Origin of the sequence: Pseudomonas sp. SWRI92 (assembly GCF_014268685.1) — a bacterium.
Taxonomy (GTDB): Bacteria; Pseudomonadota; Gammaproteobacteria; order Pseudomonadales; family Pseudomonadaceae; genus Aquipseudomonas; species Aquipseudomonas marvdashtae.
Map to the genome: position 1 here is coordinate 58,015 of NZ_JABWQY010000001.1, position 18,358 is coordinate 76,372.

Genomic DNA, 18,358 nt, shown 5'->3' on the forward strand with positions numbered 1-18,358 from the left:
CTGGAGTTGTAGATGTCTGTCGATTCGGGTTTACAAGTGCGCGGCCTGCGCAAGCGCTACAGCAACGGCGTCGAAGCGCTGCGCGGCGTGGACCTGAGCGTCGGGCCCGGCATGTATGGTTTGCTGGGACCGAACGGCGCGGGCAAAAGCAGCCTGATGCGGACCCTGGCGACCCTGCAGCAGCCAGACGCCGGCAGCATTCACCTGGACGGGGTGGATGTGCTGGTCGATGCCGATCATTTGCGCCGTCGCTTGGGCTATCTGCCGCAACAACTCGGCGCGTATCCAGGTGTGAGTGCACGGGACTTGCTCGATCGTTTTGCCTGGCTCAAGGGGCGAACCGACAGTCGTCAGCGCCGCGAGGAAATCGAGGGCCTGCTGGACAAGGTCAACCTCCAGCAGGCTGCCCACCGGGCGCTCGCCACTTATTCGGGCGGCATGCTGCGCCGGTTCGGCATCGCCATGGCGCTGGTGGGCTCGCCACGCCTGTTGATCGTCGATGAACCCACGGCGGGTCTCGATCCGGCCGAGCGCAATCGTTTCCATCGGGTGCTCGCCGATGTCGCCGCCGAATCGATCGTGTTGCTTTCGACCCACATCGTCGAAGACGTCGAGAACCTTTGCAGCCGACTGGCGGTGCTGGCGGGTGGGCAGATTATTGTCGAAGGGAGTCCGGCACAGTTGTTGGGCGCCGAGCAGGGCCGATTGTGGGAAGCGTCCTTCGACCGTGGCGAGTCGCTGCCCGACGCCTTGCATGTGGCCGCCAGCCCGCAGGGCAGCCGCGTCATTGTGCACGGCGAACGTCCTGCCGACCCACGCTTCGTTCCCCACGCGCCGCGTCTTGAGGACATCTACTACCTGGCCCTGGCCCAGGCGGGCGAGGCGATCGACGCATGAATACTTTTGCTCTGCTGATGCGCGAGGCCTGGGTTGAAGTGCGCGCCGGGCTGCGCAGCGGCATCCCGTTGCTGGTGTTCCTCGGCCTGACCGGCTATCTGCTGATGGCCCTGACCAACGCCGACTATGTGCAGAAAATGGGCGCCAGCGATATCGCCCGCAATGCGCCGAGCCTGATTTACCTGATGTCGTGCGGCTGTATGTTTTTCCTGTTTTTTGCCTGGGCCTGGGTGTTTGCCCAACCGGCCCTGAGGGACCGCAAGGCGCAGTTGGAAGAAGTCCTGCTGGCCTTGCCGCTGTCGTTGCCGGCGTTGCTGTGGGGACGTTTTATCGGCGCGGCGTTGGTGGGTGGCTTGCTCGCCAGTTCATTGATCGTCGGCTTTCTGGTCAGCCCGGTGCTGGGCTGGCTCGACTGGGCTCCGGCGGCGAGCATCGGTGCGCCAAACTGGTCGGCGCTGGGGTTTGCCTGGGTCGCCTTGCTGTTGCCGGTGAGCACCGGGATCGGTGCGTTGTATTACCTGCTGGCCTTGCACAGCCGAGGCCTGGCCGCACCGTTTGGCTTGGCGACGGTGCTGATGCTGTTGTGGATGTTCGCGGTGGTGGTGCTCAAGGGTGGCCATATCAACCCACTGCTGGCCGCCAGTCTTGATCCTTCGCTGTTTACCTTTGCCCAGGCCCAGGTGGAAACCTGGACCGCTGCGCAGAAATCCCAATCGCTACTGGCACTGACCCCAGGGTTCTGGCTGAACCGGGCGTTGTGGTGTGGGGTGCCCTTGTTGCTGTTGGCCATGGTCCTGGCTCGAACCAGCCGCCAGGGCTTGATGGGCCGACGCAGTGGCGCCGTATTGGCGGAGCCGCCGATGCTGTTGACCAGCCATGTGCGCTTGCCCGGCCCGTTAGCCGCCAGCCGATGGTCGCGTACCCTGTGGCGCGAGGTTCGCTGGCAGGTGCGGCAGTTGTTTGCCCGACGCGTTTGGTGGGTCGCCCTTGGGTTGCTGCTGGCCATGGGGATACTCAGTGGGTTTGTCCATATTGTCTGGCATGCGCGCGGGCCGATGGTGCCGCGACCGGATCTGATCTTGCCGTTGCTGTCGAGCTCGTCGTTCCTGGTGATCGCCTTTATTGTCGCGGCGCTGGTGGGGCTGGTGTGTCGGCGCGATGACGTCGAAGGCCTCGGCGCGATGTTGCAAGCGACCCCGGCGCCGGCGTGGCTGCGTTTGTTGGGGCGGGTGGCCTGCGTGCTGGCGGCGACGCTGGCCTTGGCACTGGTGCCGGGCATTGCCAGCCTGGTGATCAGCGCGCTGGTCGTCCCGGATAACCTGGCGCCGGGCTTTGTGCTGATCTATCAGGCGCTGGTGTTCGCGCCGCCGCTGCTGGAACTGGCGATGCTCACGGTGCTGGTGCATGCCTTGATCCGTCGCTCCGGCCTGGCGTATGCATCGTCCATGCTGTTGACGTTTTTCCTGGTGCTCAACCATGAATTGGGGCTGGTCAGTTATCCCGCCTATGCCATGGCGATTCCGGCCCACGTGGCCTTGTCGCAGCTCACGGGCTGGGGGCCCTGGCTGCCTTATCTCGCCACGTTGACCAGCTGGAAACTGGCCGGCTGCCTGGTGATGGTCGCGGTGGCGGCGTTGGCCTTGCCCCGTGGTCCGGAGCGGCGCCGCCTGATCGATGTGCGCCACAGCCTGCGGGGCTTGCCCGTTGTGCTGCTGGTGTTGGGGGCCGTGGGTTTGCTCGGCAGCGGCGCGCTGTTGCATCGGCATCTGGTGGAGCAGGGTGAATACCGGTCGGTGGCCGAGGAACGGGCCGAGCGCGCCGAATGGGAACAGCGTTGGCTGGCCGGGGCGGGCGCCTGGCAGGTAGCGGACGGCCGCTTGCACTTGCGCGTCGACAGCGTTGCGCGACGTGTTGAAGGTGAGTGGACGCTGGGATCCGTGATCGCCGCCAATGGGCACCTGGACGCAGAACTGCCGTCGGGTTTGCACGTCACGACGGTAAGCGTCATGGGCCGACCGGTCCTTTTTGAACAGGCCGCCGGCCATTTGCGCGTACCTTTGGCTGAGTGCGCGGCGAGCGGCTGCAACGTGCAACTGAACTGGACGGTGGAGGCTGCCGGCTGGCCTTCCGAGGGTGACGCATTCTGGCTGGGGCCGGGAGGAGTGTGGCTGCAAGCGCGCCGCGTGATGCCACGTCTGGGCCTGGACAGCGAACGCTTGCTGCGTGCGCCGGTACAACGTGCCGAAGCCGGTCTGCCGCCTGAGGTGCCGAGTTTGCCGACAGGGTCCGCAGTCGCGGTAGACGCGGTGGCTCCGGCGGGGGCGTGGAAATGGCTGATCGAGGTGGATGGCCAGGCGATCAAGGGTCACAGCGCAGGGCCGCTGGACTTCGCCTATCACACGGGCGCTACGCAAGACCTCGACGGTGTGCAAGTGCTCGCCGATGCCGGCCGTCAGCAAACCGCCCGTGAAGTACATGAAGACCTGGAAGCCATGTCCGCTTGTGTAACTCGGCGCCTGGGCAGTCGCCCGCCCGTCGAGTCCCTGAGCCAGTGGCCGACCGGCATGGGTGCCAGCCAGTTGAGCCAGAACCATCTTTTGCTGAGCCAGACGCCGGATTGGGACGTAGCGCCGGCGGGCGTCGGACGCTGGACGCGTCGCGCACATATCGCCGAACTGCTTGCGCGCCGAATGCTGATCGACGCCAGCGACCTGCGGCAAGCCCCGGGCTACCTCCTGCTGAGCCAGGGCGTGGCGGGCGCGATCGGGCTGCTGTGTGTCGGTGACGTCGACGGCGCTGACGCCCGCTCGGCGTTGGTTAAGTTGATGGGCGACGACTTGACCCGCGCCTTGGGCAATGACGGCGAGCCCATCGGCACCTTGGCCGATGCCCGCGAACAGAGCTGGGTCGCGACGTATGCGCCGCTGGCCAGCCTGGATTGGGTGGCCGTGCAGAGCGCCGGACAACTGACGACGATGACCGCAAATATCCGAAACGGCCAGGGATGGCCTGCCGGGATCCACGACCTGCTGGGCGCGCCTTCCGATCAGGCAGTTACCGTGGCGCTCAAGCGCTGGGGGACTGCGCAATGAATTCGAACCATCCCTGTTTCTTGGAGCTTCCCATGTCACCTGAGCTGTCCATCCAACTGCTGCGCCGTCCTTTTGGATGGCGAGAGAATGTGCTGACCCCAACCCTGGCGCTGGCCTTGTCCAGCCAGATATGCACGGCCTATTCCGCAGACTACCAACCTGCCGCCAGCTCGGAGGTCATCGAGTTGGCCCCGCTGACGGTCAGTGCCCGGTTGAACGAGGAGAGCGCCAAGGATATTCCCTTCGGGCTCTCTGTAATCGACGGGCGAACCCTCGAAACCCGGCGCTTGCGCAGCCTGGAAGACGCATTGCGGACCACGCCGGGCGTGGATGTGAATTCCTGGGGCGGCGCCAACGATGCCAACGTGCGCATCCGTGGCGTCGGTTCGCTGAACCAGATGAGCATGGACGACGGCTCGGTGGTGCTGAATGTGGACGGGGTGCCAATGTCGGTGCGCAACGCGGCGATGGCGACGCTCGATGTGGAGCAAGTGGAAGTGCTCAAGGGGCCTCAGGGCACGCTGTTCGGGCGTAATAGCGAGGCGGGCGCGATCAACGTCACCACGCGCAAACCGACCCGCGAACTGGAAGGTTATGTGCGCGGCGAAGTCGGCAACCAGGGCCAGTTCATGACCGAAGGCGCGGTTGGCGGGCCATTGACCGAATCCCTCGCGGGACGCATTGCTGTGCGCCGCAGCGGCTTTGATAACTGGGTCGACGACCAGCAGGACGGCGACCCGTTGACCAAGCCTCGTGACCTGGCCTTTCGCGGCAGTCTGCTGTGGGACAACGGCCAGGGTACGACCGGCCTGCTGATCGCCGAGCGCCAGCGCGCCGATCATTATGCCGGCCTGGAAATGCTGCGCCCGTTTGGCAATCGCCCCAGCCTGGACTACACGCCCGGTACGTTCGATGACAACCAGAAGACCAACGAGCGTTATTCTTTTGAGCTCAATCATGACCTGGCGCAGGCACGGATCACCTCGATCAGCGCCTACACCAGCACCGATTTCAATGCGGTAAAAGGCTACGACCGCAACATCACCGAGGCGCTCTACGGCTCACCGTTCGAATACCTGATCGAAGATACCGCCAAGGAGCGCGTGTGGAGCCAGGATCTGCGCCTGGGTTCGCTGGCGGACGCCGATGTGTTCTGGGTGACCGGGGTAAACCTGTCACGCTCCGAGCGCAGCTTCGATTCCGAGGATTTCACCAACGGCGCCCGGCAGATGCGCGATTTCACCACCAACAGTTATGCGCTGTACGGTGAGATGACCTATCCGATCGCCGAAGACTGGAAACTCACCACCGGCCTGCGCCACACCTGGGACCGCAAGACCTACGGTGCCGACTATTCCAGCGGGGGCATTAGCACCGGTGACGACCGCCGCTTGCAGGATAACTACAGCACCGGGCGCGTGGCGTTGAGCTACGCGCTCACGCCTCAGACGAACCTGTATGCGGTGCTGTCGCGGGGCTATAAATCAGCGGGCTTCAACGACTACGCGACGTCGGTCAGGGACAGCGAACCCTACAAGGCAGCCAAGGTGAATTCCGCCGAAGTCGGTTTCAAGCATGAAAGTGCCGAGGGGGCCTGGAGTCTGGAAGGAGCATTGTTCATGACCCGCGTGCAGGACGACCACCTGCTGGGGTATGACTTCAACACCCTGGCGGTCAGCGCCGTGAACGCCGATACCCGCAGCAAGGGTGCCGAGCTGTCGAGCACCTGGCATGTCACCGATGAGCTGACCCTGGGCAGTGCGGTGAGCTACACCAACGCGGTGGTGACCTCCGATGCTCCGGGCGTTTCTGGCGGCGATGTCGCCGCGGGAAATCGTGTACCGGATGTGCCGCTGTGGAGCGGTAATTTCAGCGTCGCCTGGCAAAGGGACCTGGGGGAGTTTATGGGCTTGCCCGCTCCGCGCCTGAACACTTTGCTCAATTATCGCGTGCAGAAAAATCGCCCGGCGGATCCGCAGAATCATTACGACCTCAAGGGCTATGCCAAGCTGGACCTGCACGTGGGCCTGGAGAGTGGCGGTTCGGAAGTCTATCTGTGGGGCGACAACCTGCTCGATGCGCGATACGACTTGTATGGATCGTACTCCACCGATCAGGTGATCACCGGCATGCCGGGCCGAGGGCGCTCGGCCGGCGTCGGGTATAGCTATTCGTTCTGAGTGCTCTTTGATAATCGTCATGTCGAAAAGGGCAGGTTAGAACTGATAGGTGTAGCCGACCCCCAAGGTGCGCCGCCGCGCCGGCGCACCGTAGGCCACCGGGTCACTGTAGAAGCCGTAGGTGTCGTAGGTCTGGTTCAGCAGGTTGTCGGCGAAGGCATAGACTTCGCCAAAGCGGCTTTCCAGACCTGCGCGCAGGTCGAGTTTCTCGTAGTTGTCCAGGTTGAAATGGTTCTGCGGATCGGCGGCGCGTTCGCCCACCAGGCGGTAATTGAGGCTGGTGTTCAGGGTGGTTTCGCCCAGGCTGGCGAAGGTGCCCAACGGGTGCCGCCAACCGATGTTGAGGTTGCCGCTCCAGCGCGGCACATCCGGGGTACGGTTGCCCGCCGCGACATCACCGGCCTGGATGCCGTGCACGGCGCTGGTGATCTTGGCGTCGAGGTAGGTGACGCTGGCCGCGACAGTCAGGTCATGGTCGAAGTGCCAGGTGCCTTCCAGTTCGGCGCCGCGGGTGCGGGTATCGGCATTGAACGCGTTGGTGGCGAAGGTTGCGGCGTTGTAGCCCAGCAGGTGGTCGTCGTGCACGCGGGTGTAGAACAGCGCACCGTTCAGGCTGCCACGGCGATCTTCGGTTTCACTTTTGAAGCCCAGTTCGGCGGCTCGGCTGACAGCGGCCTTGTAGGGCTCGCTGTCGCTGACCTGCGCCGCATAGTCATTGAAACCGCCGGATTTATAGCCTCGCGCCAATTGCACGTAGACGTTGGTTTGCGGGGTGAGCGCATAGCTCAGGGCTACGCGGCCAGTGCCGTAGTGGTCGGTCAGCTTGCGTGAATCGTCCACGGCGCTGGCGCCAGCGAAGTATTGGCCGTCGTAGGTCTTGCGATCCCAGGAATGGCGATAGCCGGTGGTGAGCTTCAGGCGCTCGGTGAGCGGGAAGGTGATTTCGCCGTAGCCGGCGTACGTGGTGGTGGTGAAGTCGCGAAACCTGGCATCGGCGGTGCCATAGGTATTGCGCGGCGTGTCGTAGCTGCGCTCGTTGCGGCTGGCGGCAAGGCCGGCGATCCAGAACGTGTCGGCGTCGGGCAGCGAGCTCAAGTGCAGGTCCTGGCTCCAGCTGCGCTCGAAAGATTTGTCCACCGCCCAGTACTCGCTGGGCGTGCCATACAGGGCGCCCATCAGTTTGCTGTCGTAGGCGACCAGGCCTTCGAAATCGGCGGTGGAGGTGGCGGTTGTCGACGTCAGGCGACTGTTGGCGAAGTCATGATCGACCTTGACGGTGTAGCGCTCGGTGGTCTTGTAATTGTCATCGAACAGACCGGGCGACAGGTCCAGGCTGGGGTCGCTGCCATAAGGACGCAGCACCAACGAGTTGGTGGCGCGTTCGGTTTTCTGGCGTTCGGCGCTGAACAGCACATGGGTGTCATCGTCGAGGTCCCAGAGCAGGCTGGCGCGATAAGCCTCGTTGCGTGGCTTGGTGATGGGATCGTTGGTCCGGTCGTTGTCGATCCAGCTCTCATAGCCGGCACGGCGCACCGCCAGGCGACCACTGAGGCTGTCGCTGATCGGTCCGCCGATGGCCCCTTCGCTGAGGAACTGGCCCTCCTGACCCACCTCGCCGCGTACATAACCTTCCGGTTCGCGGGTCGGCTGGCGGGTGGTGATGTTCACCGCGCCCGCCTGGCCAATCGCACCGGACATCGTGCCCTGGGGCCCCTTGAGCACCTCGATGCGATCGATATCCAGGGTGCCGAAGCCGAGGCTGCGCGAGGCGACCGGAACACCGTCGATGTTGAATGCCACCGAGCTGTCATCCATCGACATCTGGTACAGCGAGCCGACACCTCGGATCAGCACGTTGAAGTCATTCGGGCCGCCGGAAGAATTGACGTTGACCCCGGACGTATTGCGCAGGGCGCTTTCCAGCGTGTCGAGCCGCTGGGTACGCAGTTGCTCGCCACTGATCACGCTGAGGCTGATGGGCAGGTTTCGCGGGTCTTCCTGCTCCATGCGCGCGGTCACCGTCGAGACGGGTAATTCAAAGGTCTCGTCAGTGGCGGCGAGTACCGGACTGGCCAATGTCCAAGTTAAAATTATTGTTATAGTATTACACTTGTAGCAAGATCCACGGATAGCCGTCGTGTTGCGTCGTGCAGACATTGTAGGTCCTTAAGCGAGGATTCTGATCAATGCGCGTTACGTTGCCTGCAACGAATTGGCGCAGCTTGGGAAACGCGCCAGATGCTAATAATTATCAATTGCATAGATCTACCCCAATGTGATCTGATTCGAGCCGTATCCGGTCAACCAGGAGATTCACGATGTCAGTCGTTCAAGGAGGCGCAGGAGAGCCGATGCCGGTCTCGCGAATCATCACGGGAGAATATGGAAGTGGTCTCGGACCTGGGGCGCACTGTCGGGTCACGCGCATGAACCTGCAGGACGGTCTCGACATCGTGCGTTGGCAAAGCAAATTCGAGCAACCGATCGAATTACCTTTGCAGGACGACAGCGAATGTATTCATTTCAGTTTCACCAACCTGCTCAAGGGCAAGGCCGCCTGCAGCTTTCGAGAGGGGCGCCGGCAACGTCGCTACGTGATCGACGAAGGCGCCGGCTGCATCAGCTACGGCCATCGTCGCCACGGTCTTTATCACCAGCATGGGGAGATCGACAACATCACGGTGATGATCCGTCCCGAGGTGTTGGCTCAGTGGGAGTTGAAGCTCGATCCGCTGCTGAACAAGGCCCTGGCTTGCGATCATTGTTTTCTTGGAGGGCACCGCAGTGGCGAAATGAGCGCGACCGCGCATCTGTTATGCACGGCAATGGACCAGGGCCCTGGCTCACCGACAAGCCAACCCCGAAGCGGCCTTTGGTTGTATGGTCAAAGCGTAACCCTGGTCAGCCTTTTCCTGGAGGCGCGCCACAATGTCGATTGCACCTGCCGTGTCAGCCACATTGATCGCCAACGCTTGCTTCGGGCGCGTGAACGCCTGCTCGCCGATCTTGGCAAGGCGCCAAGTCTTTCAGAACTCGCTCGCGAGTCCGGGATGAGCCAGCCAAAGCTCACGCGCGGGTTTCGCCAATTGTTCTTGAACAGCGTCTACGGCGTCTTCCAGCAAGCGCGGATGATCCAGGCCCGAAGTCGATTGTTGCACGGAGAAGAGTCGGTGATGAGAATCGCGTCGGACCTTGGCTACGCCAATGCCAGCCATTTCGCCACGGCTTTCCGCAAACAGTTCGGGATCAATCCCTCGCTTCTCAAACATGGCGGCAGAGGCAAGTTATCGATCTCGGCAAAGTAGCCATGACCACCACGCCAACTGACCTCTGTGCTTAGACGAGACGCAAACAGCACCGTCCTTCAGCTCGGGCGTGATTCCATTGAGTAGGCTATGGTTCAAGCGGGCGCGTGTCATAACGTGCGTGAATAGCAAAACAAAATAAGGATAGGTTATGCACTCATCCGCTATTTTTCGTGCGTCTGCGGCTGCGCCTGGTCGTTCGCTGCTTCTCTCGCTCGGTCTGCTCGCTGCGGGTATCACCCCGGGCGCATGGGCTGAGGACTATCCCCACGCTCAGGAACCGATTGGCACCGTGGAGCAGATCTATGACGGCGCCATGCTCCCCGATCTGGCGGTCAGTACCTACCGCAACATCGACCGGCTGTTTCCCACCCACAGGATTAAAGCCGGCGATCACCCGTATGCGCTGCCGAAATCAGACAAACAGTTGCCCAACGTTCGCTTCACTGTCGGGGACAAAAAGTACGACCTGTATGACTTCGTCGCACTGGACAGCATCACGGCGATGCTCGTGCTCAAGGACGGCAAGGTCGTGTTCGAGACCTACCAGCGAGGCAACACCGAGAAAACTCGGTGGATGTCGATGTCGATAGCCAAGTCCATCACCTCGACGCTGGCGGCTGCAGCGATCAAAGACGGCCTTATCAAGGGCCTTGATGCGCAAGTGGTGGATTACGTTCCGCAGCTTAAGGGCAGCGCCTACGAAGGCGTGACCGTGCGCGACGTGCTGATGATGTCTTCGGGCGTGAAGTGGAACGAGACCTACACCGATCCGGCGTCCGATCGTCGCGCGCTACTCAAAGCGCAGATAGCGCAGAAACCGGGTTCGGCAATGGCCTTGATGGCGAGTTTGCCGCGAGCGGCCGAGCCCGGCACGGCCAACACTTACAGCACTGGCGAAACGCAGGTACTCGGAGAGATCGTCCGTGGCGCTGTGAAAATGCCGCTGGCCGATTATTTATCGCAGAAGATCTGGCAGCCGTTCGGTATGGAGAGTGACGCCCGGTGGTGGCTCGATTCGCCTGGCGGCGTGGAAATCGGTGGCAGCGGTATCAGCGCCACGCTGCGCGATTATGGACGCTTCGGGCTGTTTTTCATGAACGGCGGCAAGATCAATGGCACGTCGATCCTGCCTGAAGGCTGGGTCAAGGAGGCGACGCTGCCGACCACCCTCAAAGGCGGCAAGTCGCTGGACTACGGTTACATGTGGTGGACGGCGTGGACCGAGCCGTCGGTGAAAGACGGTGCCTACGCGGCGGTCGGTATCCAGGGCCAGAACATCTACATCAACCCGGCCAATAACGTGGTAATTGTCACCTTCGGGGCCCAGCCCAAGCCGGTTGATAAAGAGCCGATCGACCCGATGGTATTCTTCGATGCCGTGGTGGCTGCGTTGAAGTAGATTCGCGCGTTGGATGAATACGGCGGTCGACACGAGGCGAGGGGCGGTGATGGGGCATGGCTAAATGATCTGTCCTGAGGTCATTGCACTGGAAGTTCAGCCATGGAAAACCCCCCGATCCGGCCTCCCATAATGGCAATATAAACATCGCGGAAACGGTCGTTGCGCGAAGCCGGCAGGTACGAGTGGGTACCGCCCAGTACCGCAATCGCGACTAATACCGCAGGCCTGACTGACGACTCAATCCAGGCGTCTTGCCTGTAATACGCTTGAATGCGCGACTGAAAGCAGCCTGGGAGGTGTAGCCCAAGCGCTGCGCCACTTCTTCAATCGGCAGTCTTTCGAGCGTCAACCACTGGCTCGCCAGCCGCATCCGCAATTGCGTGACGTAGCGCAGCGGGGCCATCCCAATCGTCATCTGGAAACGGTCCGCGAAGACTGAGCGCGAGGTATTGCATTGCTCCGCCAGCTGCGCAACGGTCCAGTCGCGTCCCGGTTGTTGATGGAGCGCGAGAAGCGCATTTGCCAAGCGTGGATCGCGCAATGCGGCGACCAGGCCAGAGGCATTACCGCAGGCGCACTCCACCCAACCGCGAACGACCATGGCGGCCACCACGTCGGCCAGTCGCGCGAGGATGCCGGCGAAGCCGACACGTGCGGCACTGACCTCGCGCTCCATGGTGGTCAGGATAGGCACCAGTCCGGGGTAACGCTGGCCGCCGGCATCGATCAGCATCAGGCCCGGCATCAGGCTGCCCAGGCCATGGATACTGCCCAATTCAAACTCCATGCAACCACTGAACAAAATGGTGGCAGGCGTTGGGCTGGCATCGGTTCCGGTATCCACCGCGCTGACGGTTTCACCGAGGGGCGCGCCGTCCAAACGGTCGATGTCCTGAACAGCCGCGTCCGTATGGGAAAGCAACTGATGGGCCGCACCATGGGAGATGAATACGGCGTTACCGGCAGACAGCGCATACGTCGTCCCGTCTTCCATCCGCAGCACCGCATCGCCGACCGCCAGGAAGTGGAACCAGGCATGCCCAGGTTTGGCAGCGAAGCCCAGGCCGAAGGCTGGACCGGCTTGGATACGCCGGTACTCGACGCCACGCAGGCGCATGCCGCGCAACAACTCGTTGATGAGTTCCGAGGAGAGAGCAAACTGATCTGTCGGCATCGTTAGGTGTTTCAGTCAAAAAATAGAGGTTTTCGATCATAGATCATCCAGATCCTCGCGCCTAGACTGCGGGTCGCCATTCAGATTGGAGATCCGTGCAATGACTGACCTTGTGTGTAATGCCGTACCCGACAGCCGTCCCGGCGCCGGGCTGGATGTAGAGCCTGCAACGCCCGCGTGGATGGCCGTGTTCTCGTTGGCAATGGGCGTGTTCGGATTGCTGACCGCAGAGTACCTTCCGGCGAGCCTGTTGACGCCGATGGCCACCGATATGGGTGTGTCCGAAGCGCTGGCTGGCCAGGCGGTAACGGTGACAGCAGTGGTGGCACTGTTCGCTGGCCTGTTAGTGCCAGGCTTGACCCGCAGTGTCGACCGCCGCTGGGTGCTGCTGGGTTTTTCCACGTTGATGATCGCCTCCAATCTTTTGGTCGCCGTTTCCTCCAGTTTCGCGGTGCTTTTGTTAATGCGTGTCTTGCTGGGAATCGCCCTTGGCGGGTTCTGGAGCATGGCGGCAGCGGTGGCGATGCGCTTGGTACCCGGTGCGTTGTTGCCCCGAGCGCTCTCGATTATTTTCAGCGGCATTGCTATCGGGACGGTGGTTGCGGTCCCGCTGGGCAGCTACCTGGGCGGACTATACGGCTGGCGCAGCGCATTCTTTGCCGCGGCGGCGGTAGGGGTGGTGACCCTGGCTTTCCAGTCGCTCACCCTGCCGCGCCTTGCGCCGCGCAGGCCGGCACGCCTGCGCACCGTCCTCGAGGTGTTGCAGCGTCCAGGCATTGCCATGGGTATGTTCGGCTGTGTGCTGGTGCACAGCGGCCACTTTGCGATGTTCACTTATATTCGACCGTTCCTCGAAGGTACGACCGGCATCGGCCCGCAAGGGCTGTCGCTGATGCTGCTGGGGTTTGGTGTGGCCAACTTTGTCGGCACGCTGCTGGCCGGGTGGCTGCTTCCCCGTCACCCGCTGGCCACCCTGGTGTTGATGCCGGCGCTGGTGGGCGTTGCGGCACTGGCGTTGGTCCTGTTGCCGGCCTCGGTGCCAGGGCAGGCCGTTCTGCTGGCGGTCTGGGGCCTGGCCTTTGGTGGTGTGCCGGTGGCGTGGTCGAACTGGGTCGCCAGCGCGGTCCCTGACCAGGCGGAAAGCGCCGGGGGCATGGTGGTGGCGTCTGTGCAGTCGGCCATCGCAACAGGCGCAGCCGCTGGCGGTGCGATGTTCAGCCTCGGGGGCAGCGCTGGTGTATTCGTAGCGGCGGCCGTGCTGATGCTGCTCGCCGCGTTGCTGATTGCACTGCGTGTGAGGGTCCCTTCTGCCCATGGCAGTGCCCAGGCCAGGCCGGCGCTGCACCTTTGATCCGGCTCCCCAAGCCGCCCCGATTCTGTCCGTAACCCGGAGATACAACATGAACAATGCGACGTCTCACCAAGGACGCCTGAGATCCTTGCGCGCGGCAGGTATAGGCAATGCGCTGGAGTGGTTCGACTGGACGCTGTATGCAACTTTTTCGGTGTACCTGGCACGCAATCTGTTCGACAAGGCCGATGCCCGCTCGGCGATGCTCGCAACCCTTGCCGTGTTTGCGGTGGGGTTTGTCGCGCGTCCCATCGGTGGATGGCTGTTTGGCCGGCTGAGCGACCGATTGGGGCGCCGGACCATTATGGTGACCACGATGTTGTTACTGGCGATCAGCAGCCTCGGCATCGCGATGATTCCTGACTACCAGAGCATTGGCCTGTATGCCTCGGTCGCGCTGTTGTTTTTCCGGCTTGTGCAGGGGCTCGCACATGGCGGTGAAACAGGCGTTTCCTACACCTATGTCGCCGAGATCGCCCCAAGCAAACACCGTGGCCTATGGTCCAGTTCGGTCTACGTCGGGGTGACGCTCGGGGTGATGGCGGCGACGGCGGTGGCAGCGATGCTGACCTGGCTGCTGGGCGCGCAGGCCATGAGTGACTACGGCTGGCGGATCGGCTTCGCCATCGGTGGAGTGCTCGGGGTCTATGCGCTGTTTTTGCGCCGCGGCGCGCAGGAGTCTCACGTGTTCGTAGAGCAGCAGGGCCAGGCTCGACCGTCGCGTAAATTGTCCAGGGGCGAGATGCTGCGCGTCGCGCGCAACATCGTCATGCTCGCAGCGGCCGCCAATGTCACCTACTACGCGTGGGTCACGTTCGGCGCTTCGACGGCAATCGCCCAGGGCATGGACGCGACGGGTGCCTACGTGGCCAGCCTCATCGCGCAAATCCTCTGTGTGTGCTGGTTGCCGATCTGTGGAATGTTGTCCGATCGTGTAGGTCGCAAGCCCATGGTCATAGCCTGGGGCTTGGGCGTGATCGTGCTGACCTATCCCATCTCGGTAATGGTGACCACTGAGCCCTACACGCTCTTCCTGGCCCAGGTCCTGGGGCTAGGCGCCTGGTCTCTGATCGCGGCGATATTTCCCGCAGTGCTGTCCGAGCAGGTGCCAACCCAGGCGCGGGCGCAAGGCGTTGGGTTGGTATCGTCGGTGTCGGTGGCGATCTTTGGCGGTACCGCTCCGTATCTACACAGCTATCTTGACGGCGCCGACCTTGGCTATCTGTATGTCTGCTATGTCATGGGGTTGGGTCTGGTCACCGTCCTGGCAGGTTTTCTTATCGACGAAACGGCGGGCATCGATCTTGCGCACATCCAGGCACCCGGTGCTCGACTGGCGGCTGGCTCACGGTCTTCGTTGGCCTCTCAGGACTAAATCAGTTGGCTTGTCGATCCGCAGCATCAGCCGACCCAAGGAGTGCAATTCAATGAACTCAACAGACCTTGAACAAACCACTGCACGCGGTGAACGACCGGGCGCCGGCGTGACGGTCAGCCAGACTTCGGGGCCACGTCAGGCCGCGCGCGAGACCTGGGTCGAAGTGCCTTCCGAGTCGGGCTCGGCGGCCGCTTGGTGCTACTCGGATCGCCGCTCCTACAGCCCGGGCGATTCGGTGTGCCTGTATCTGTCTTCGAATCGCCCGCAAGTGAGACTCAGGATCTATCGTGATGGAGCCATCGCTCGCACGTTGCATGAAACCGACAGCCTTGACGCTCGATTCCATCCGGTGCCCGAACGTGCCTATGAGCAGGGGTGCCAATGGCCGGTATTCTGGCATTGGTCAATCCCGGCTGATGCCGAGCCGGGTGGCTATGTAGTGGAAGTACGCGATAGCGCTGAAAGCGTGCTCGGGCATCACCTGTTCATCGTCAAGACGGCGCACAAGCGCGCCGATGCCTTGGTGCTTGTCGCAGCCACATCGACCTGGGCCGCTTATAACGACTGGGGCGGCGCTAATCACTACTTCGGTCTCCACCCCGGGACGCCGCGCGGCCGCGCGCCGTTGCTGTCGGCACAACGCCCTTGGGCGCGGGGGCAAGTCTGGCTGCCCGAGGATGCGCCACGTTCTGTCAACGCGACCCGGCAACGCAAGCCCGGGCCGGCGCGTCACGAGTTCATCGAATGGGCCTCCCTTAACGGCTACGCCAAGTACTACGCGCTGGCGGGGTGGGCCTCCTACGAAAGACCGTTTGTGGTTTGGGCCGAACAGCAAGGCTACACGGTCGACATCCTGACCCAGGACGATTTGCATCACGACCCGCATGCGCTTGAGGGCTACCGCTGCGCGGTCTTTGCAGGGCACGACGAGTACTGGACGCGGGAAATGCGCGACCATGTCGATTTCTTTGTCGAGGAGGGCGGCAAGGTCGCGCGCTTCGCTGGCAATTTCATGTGGCAGGTCCGCTTGGAGGAGGAGGGGCAACGGCAGGTCGCCTACAAGTACGATGCCGGCGCGCTTGATCCGGTCGCGGCGACCGACCCTCGTCGGCAAACCGGCGCCTGGGAAGATCCGCGGGTGGATCACCCCGGGGCGAGGACGTTTGGGGTCAATGCATTGCGGGGGATATACGGCGGCTTTGGAGGAATGGCTCCGCGCAATCCTCGCGGGTATACAGTCTTCAGGCCTCAGCACTGGGCCTTCATGGGCACGGGCCTGGGCTACGCGGATATGTTCGGAGACGAAGCCAACATCTTTGGCTATGAGGTGGATGGCCTGGAGTACACGTTTGTTAACGGTCTCCCAGAACCGCTCGGCACAGACGGTGCGCCCTGCGGATTGCAAATCCTCGCGATGGGCTGGGCGACCAATGCCGAACACGGCCGATCCGAGGATGCCTATTCATTCATGCTCGGCGATGGCGATGCGCGGTTCCGTGCTTCCATCCTGGCGCCCAACCTTAGCGAGGCCAGTATCGATTTGCATAGTCGCGGGGCCGGCATGGTGGTGCACTTCCATAAAGGTCGAGGTGAGGTCTTTACCGCCGCCACGTGCGAATGGGTACACGGGCTTATGCAGGCAGACATCTACACCGAGATGATCACAAAAAACGTGCTCGATCGTTTCTTGCGCAGTCCGTAGGCCGTCAAAGCACGCTCTCGCAACTCTTGAGAATTTTCGATAAAGACGTCCTGCCCACACTGGCTGGCCGGTTCGGCGAAGTAGCCCCTTGGTTCTCGTTTTTATCAGGTCATTTGGAACGCTTTTTCCGGCACGGCCACTCAAGCGTAAGGATGTCGCCGCTCATACCGGAGGCATTTGCATTCTTCTATCTATCGATCACTAAGAGAACAGTGCCATGGATACGCTTAATGTAGGTGCAAGCCGCGAGCTGACTCGTGTACCTGATGAGATACAGCAGGAAACAACGCAACAGACCTCTCGCTCGCCGAGCCTCAGTTCTACAGGGGCAGCGATGAGAACGCGGCTTGAAAACCATTTCGAGGCTCACCTTGAAACAGAGGCTGGTTCCGATCAACCCGCTGTCTCTGCCTCAAGCGCTCGCAACGCGGAGCTGAACGCGATTCGCGATGACCGCGCTCAACGGTTAGAGGCAGGGGGCTATAACGTCCATGACATGGAGAAGGCGGAAAAAAACGCAGCCAGGGCCGACAGATTGTTTGCGTCAATAAAGTCAGGGATGGGGGGGACGCCCTTTGCGGCGCTGACCGAGGCAGGTAATTTCAAGCCATCCATCCTCCAGGTAGCAGGCAAGCATGGCAATACAGTACGCCAAGCGGCGATAGAGAACGCTATGTCATGCTTGTATGCCGGTATGGCGGATGCTGCCGGTAACAAGACGATCGCGGGCCTCAAGCCTGGTTATTACCTTAAACCCGAGAGCGATACGCTGCACCCGTCGCTTCAAGCATCAGTGGCGGAAAAGCTGCTGGCGCTGGATAAAGGTCCACTGCGCAATGCTTTCGACGAAGCCAATAAATGGCTTACCGGGTTTGCCGTACGAAATACAGCAATGTACGCGTCAACGCTTGCCATGACGGCGGCTGGCAAAGAGAACCTGGATGCAATCCTGCAACCGGCCCTACGGCCGGTCACGGCTATCATTGTGGGTATAGCAATTGAGCATTACAATGTCAGCCGCGATCGCACGAACCATTTAGCTGACCCTGCAATGCTCTATGGTCGTCGGGATGCCGTACCGCAAGGGCAGCCCCATAAGCCTATTGATCAAGATACCGAATGGCTGGATGACTTCCAGACTTTAAAGGATCTCAATGCCACTGCCCTGGTCAAGATGGTCTCCGCGCGGCTGGGCGAAGGCGCGGCTACGGCTCTGAATGCGGTCATCAGCGGCGATGCCTTGAAAGAGATAGTGGATCCGGTCAGTGTGGTAGGAAATGGTCTGCTGATTGGCGGTTTTTCTGCAATGGGCGCGGCTACAACCGCCACAGCCAACCTGGCGAAGTCCCATGAGTTGGGAAAAATGGCCGCTACGGCAGCCTCGGAGGCTGTAAAAAACGTATTGGGTACCGTGGCGTTCGGGCTGTGGGCAGCGGGCGCCTCGTTAGGTGGATCAGTGCCGAAAAAAGCCATTGCTGCTGTCGATGCCCATGTACCAAAAGCCGTAGAAGGGACCGCAGATGCAGCTGGCAGGGTGGCAGTCAAGGGAGGTGAGTTGGCAGTCAAGACATCGCTCACCGGCGCCAGGTTAGCCAAAGAGACAGCTGTTTCAGCGACCCACCACACAAAAAATGCAGCTCAAGCGACAGGGGATGGAATCATTAGTGTTGCTAGCGCCATTGGTTCCTCCTCCCAATCGGCTTGGGACAAAAGCGTTGGAGCCCTGAGGCAACGCGCCGCGGCCACCTCCCAAAGCCAAGCCGTTCAGGGTCAGAGCACCCCCATGCAGCCGCTCGCGGCCACGCAGGCGCAACCATCGTCCTCAGCGCCCGCGCGTCCGCCTGCCCAGGATGATGGCGATATTGTGTAGCAGC

11 protein-coding genes are annotated in these 18,358 nt (G+C 61.9%); 9 read left to right on the forward strand and 2 right to left on the reverse strand.

Annotation, left to right across the window (positions count from 1 at the left end; all coding sequences use genetic code 11):
* Window positions 1–12 precede the first annotated feature (12 nt).
* Genes HU762_RS00220 through HU762_RS00230 form a run of 3 tightly spaced genes read left to right on the forward strand, consistent with a single transcriptional unit; the run spans window position 13 to window position 6,169 of the window.
* The gene (locus tag HU762_RS00220) at window positions 13–897 is read left to right on the forward strand and encodes an ABC transporter ATP-binding protein (protein WP_186631271.1); all 885 of its coding nucleotides are present in this window, start codon (window positions 13–15) and stop codon (window positions 895–897) included.
* On the forward strand, window positions 894–3,989 hold the full coding sequence (locus HU762_RS00225) for a hypothetical protein (RefSeq protein ID WP_186631274.1): 3,096 nt from the start codon (window positions 894–896) through the stop codon (window positions 3,987–3,989). The genes HU762_RS00220 and HU762_RS00225 overlap by 4 nt, the downstream gene beginning before the upstream one ends.
* Before the next feature lie 32 nt (window positions 3,990–4,021).
* Complete coding sequence (locus HU762_RS00230; protein WP_186631277.1) at window positions 4,022–6,169, forward strand: TonB-dependent receptor; 2,148 nt, start codon at window positions 4,022–4,024, stop codon at window positions 6,167–6,169.
* Window positions 6,170–6,205: 36 nt separating this feature from the next.
* On the opposite strand, the gene HU762_RS00235 is transcribed toward HU762_RS00230, so the two are convergent.
* Window positions 6,206–8,176, reverse strand: a complete 1,971-nt coding sequence (locus HU762_RS00235; protein ID WP_238340317.1) for a TonB-dependent receptor — start codon at window positions 8,174–8,176, stop codon at window positions 6,206–6,208.
* A 311-nt stretch (window positions 8,177–8,487) separates the two neighbouring features.
* On the opposite strand from HU762_RS00235, the gene HU762_RS00240 reads away from it, so the two are divergent.
* Window positions 8,488–9,474, forward strand: a complete 987-nt coding sequence (locus HU762_RS00240) for an AraC family transcriptional regulator (protein WP_238340318.1) — start codon at window positions 8,488–8,490, stop codon at window positions 9,472–9,474.
* A gap of 292 nt (window positions 9,475–9,766) precedes the next feature.
* Window positions 9,767–10,876: a serine hydrolase gene (locus tag HU762_RS00245; protein ID WP_346656811.1), complete on the forward strand. Its 1,110-nt coding sequence runs from the start codon at window positions 9,767–9,769 to the stop codon at window positions 10,874–10,876.
* 214 nt (window positions 10,877–11,090) lie between these two features.
* On the opposite strand, the gene HU762_RS00250 is transcribed toward HU762_RS00245, so the two are convergent.
* Window positions 11,091–12,053 (reverse strand): AraC family transcriptional regulator, encoded by a 963-nt coding sequence (locus HU762_RS00250; RefSeq protein ID WP_186631286.1) that lies wholly within the window; start codon window positions 12,051–12,053, stop codon window positions 11,091–11,093.
* 100 nt (window positions 12,054–12,153) lie between these two features.
* On the opposite strand from HU762_RS00250, the gene HU762_RS00255 reads away from it, so the two are divergent.
* From HU762_RS00255 to HU762_RS00270, 4 genes are all read left to right on the forward strand, one after another.
* A complete protein-coding gene (locus tag HU762_RS00255) occupies window positions 12,154–13,404 on the forward strand; it encodes an MFS transporter (RefSeq protein ID WP_186631289.1) in 1,251 nt (416 codons plus the stop codon).
* A 49-nt stretch (window positions 13,405–13,453) separates the two neighbouring features.
* The gene (locus tag HU762_RS00260; protein ID WP_186631292.1) at window positions 13,454–14,779 is read left to right on the forward strand and encodes an MFS transporter; all 1,326 of its coding nucleotides are present in this window, start codon (window positions 13,454–13,456) and stop codon (window positions 14,777–14,779) included.
* 52 nt (window positions 14,780–14,831) lie between these two features.
* Window positions 14,832–16,484, forward strand: a complete 1,653-nt coding sequence (locus HU762_RS00265; protein WP_186631295.1) for a N,N-dimethylformamidase beta subunit family domain-containing protein — start codon at window positions 14,832–14,834, stop codon at window positions 16,482–16,484.
* A gap of 217 nt (window positions 16,485–16,701) precedes the next feature.
* Window positions 16,702–18,354, forward strand: coding sequence for a RopAA-2 (locus tag HU762_RS00270; RefSeq protein ID WP_186631298.1), 1,653 nt, complete (start codon window positions 16,702–16,704; stop codon window positions 18,352–18,354).
* Window positions 18,355–18,358 lie beyond the last annotated feature (4 nt).

What these genes read in the sequence shown, in the direction of transcription:
- HU762_RS00270 (WP_186631298.1), top strand. Translation starts at nt 16,702, where the DNA reads ATGGATACGCTTAATGTAGGTGCAAGCCGCGAGCTGACTCGTGTACCT.
- HU762_RS00230 (WP_186631277.1), top strand. Translation starts at nt 4,022, where the DNA reads ATGTCACCTGAGCTGTCCATCCAACTGCTGCGCCGTCCTTTTGGATGG.
- HU762_RS00220 (WP_186631271.1), top strand. Translation starts at nt 13, where the DNA reads ATGTCTGTCGATTCGGGTTTACAAGTGCGCGGCCTGCGCAAGCGCTAC.
- HU762_RS00225 (WP_186631274.1), top strand. Translation starts at nt 894, where the DNA reads ATGAATACTTTTGCTCTGCTGATGCGCGAGGCCTGGGTTGAAGTGCGC.
- HU762_RS00240 (WP_238340318.1), top strand. Translation starts at nt 8,488, where the DNA reads ATGTCAGTCGTTCAAGGAGGCGCAGGAGAGCCGATGCCGGTCTCGCGA.
- HU762_RS00265 (WP_186631295.1), top strand. Translation starts at nt 14,832, where the DNA reads ATGAACTCAACAGACCTTGAACAAACCACTGCACGCGGTGAACGACCG.
- HU762_RS00235 (WP_238340317.1), bottom strand. Translation starts at nt 8,176, where the DNA reads ATGGAGCAGGAAGACCCGCGAAACCTGCCCATCAGCCTCAGCGTGATC.
- HU762_RS00260 (WP_186631292.1), top strand. Translation starts at nt 13,454, where the DNA reads ATGAACAATGCGACGTCTCACCAAGGACGCCTGAGATCCTTGCGCGCG.
- HU762_RS00250 (WP_186631286.1), bottom strand. Translation starts at nt 12,053, where the DNA reads ATGCCGACAGATCAGTTTGCTCTCTCCTCGGAACTCATCAACGAGTTG.
- HU762_RS00255 (WP_186631289.1), top strand. Translation starts at nt 12,154, where the DNA reads ATGACTGACCTTGTGTGTAATGCCGTACCCGACAGCCGTCCCGGCGCC.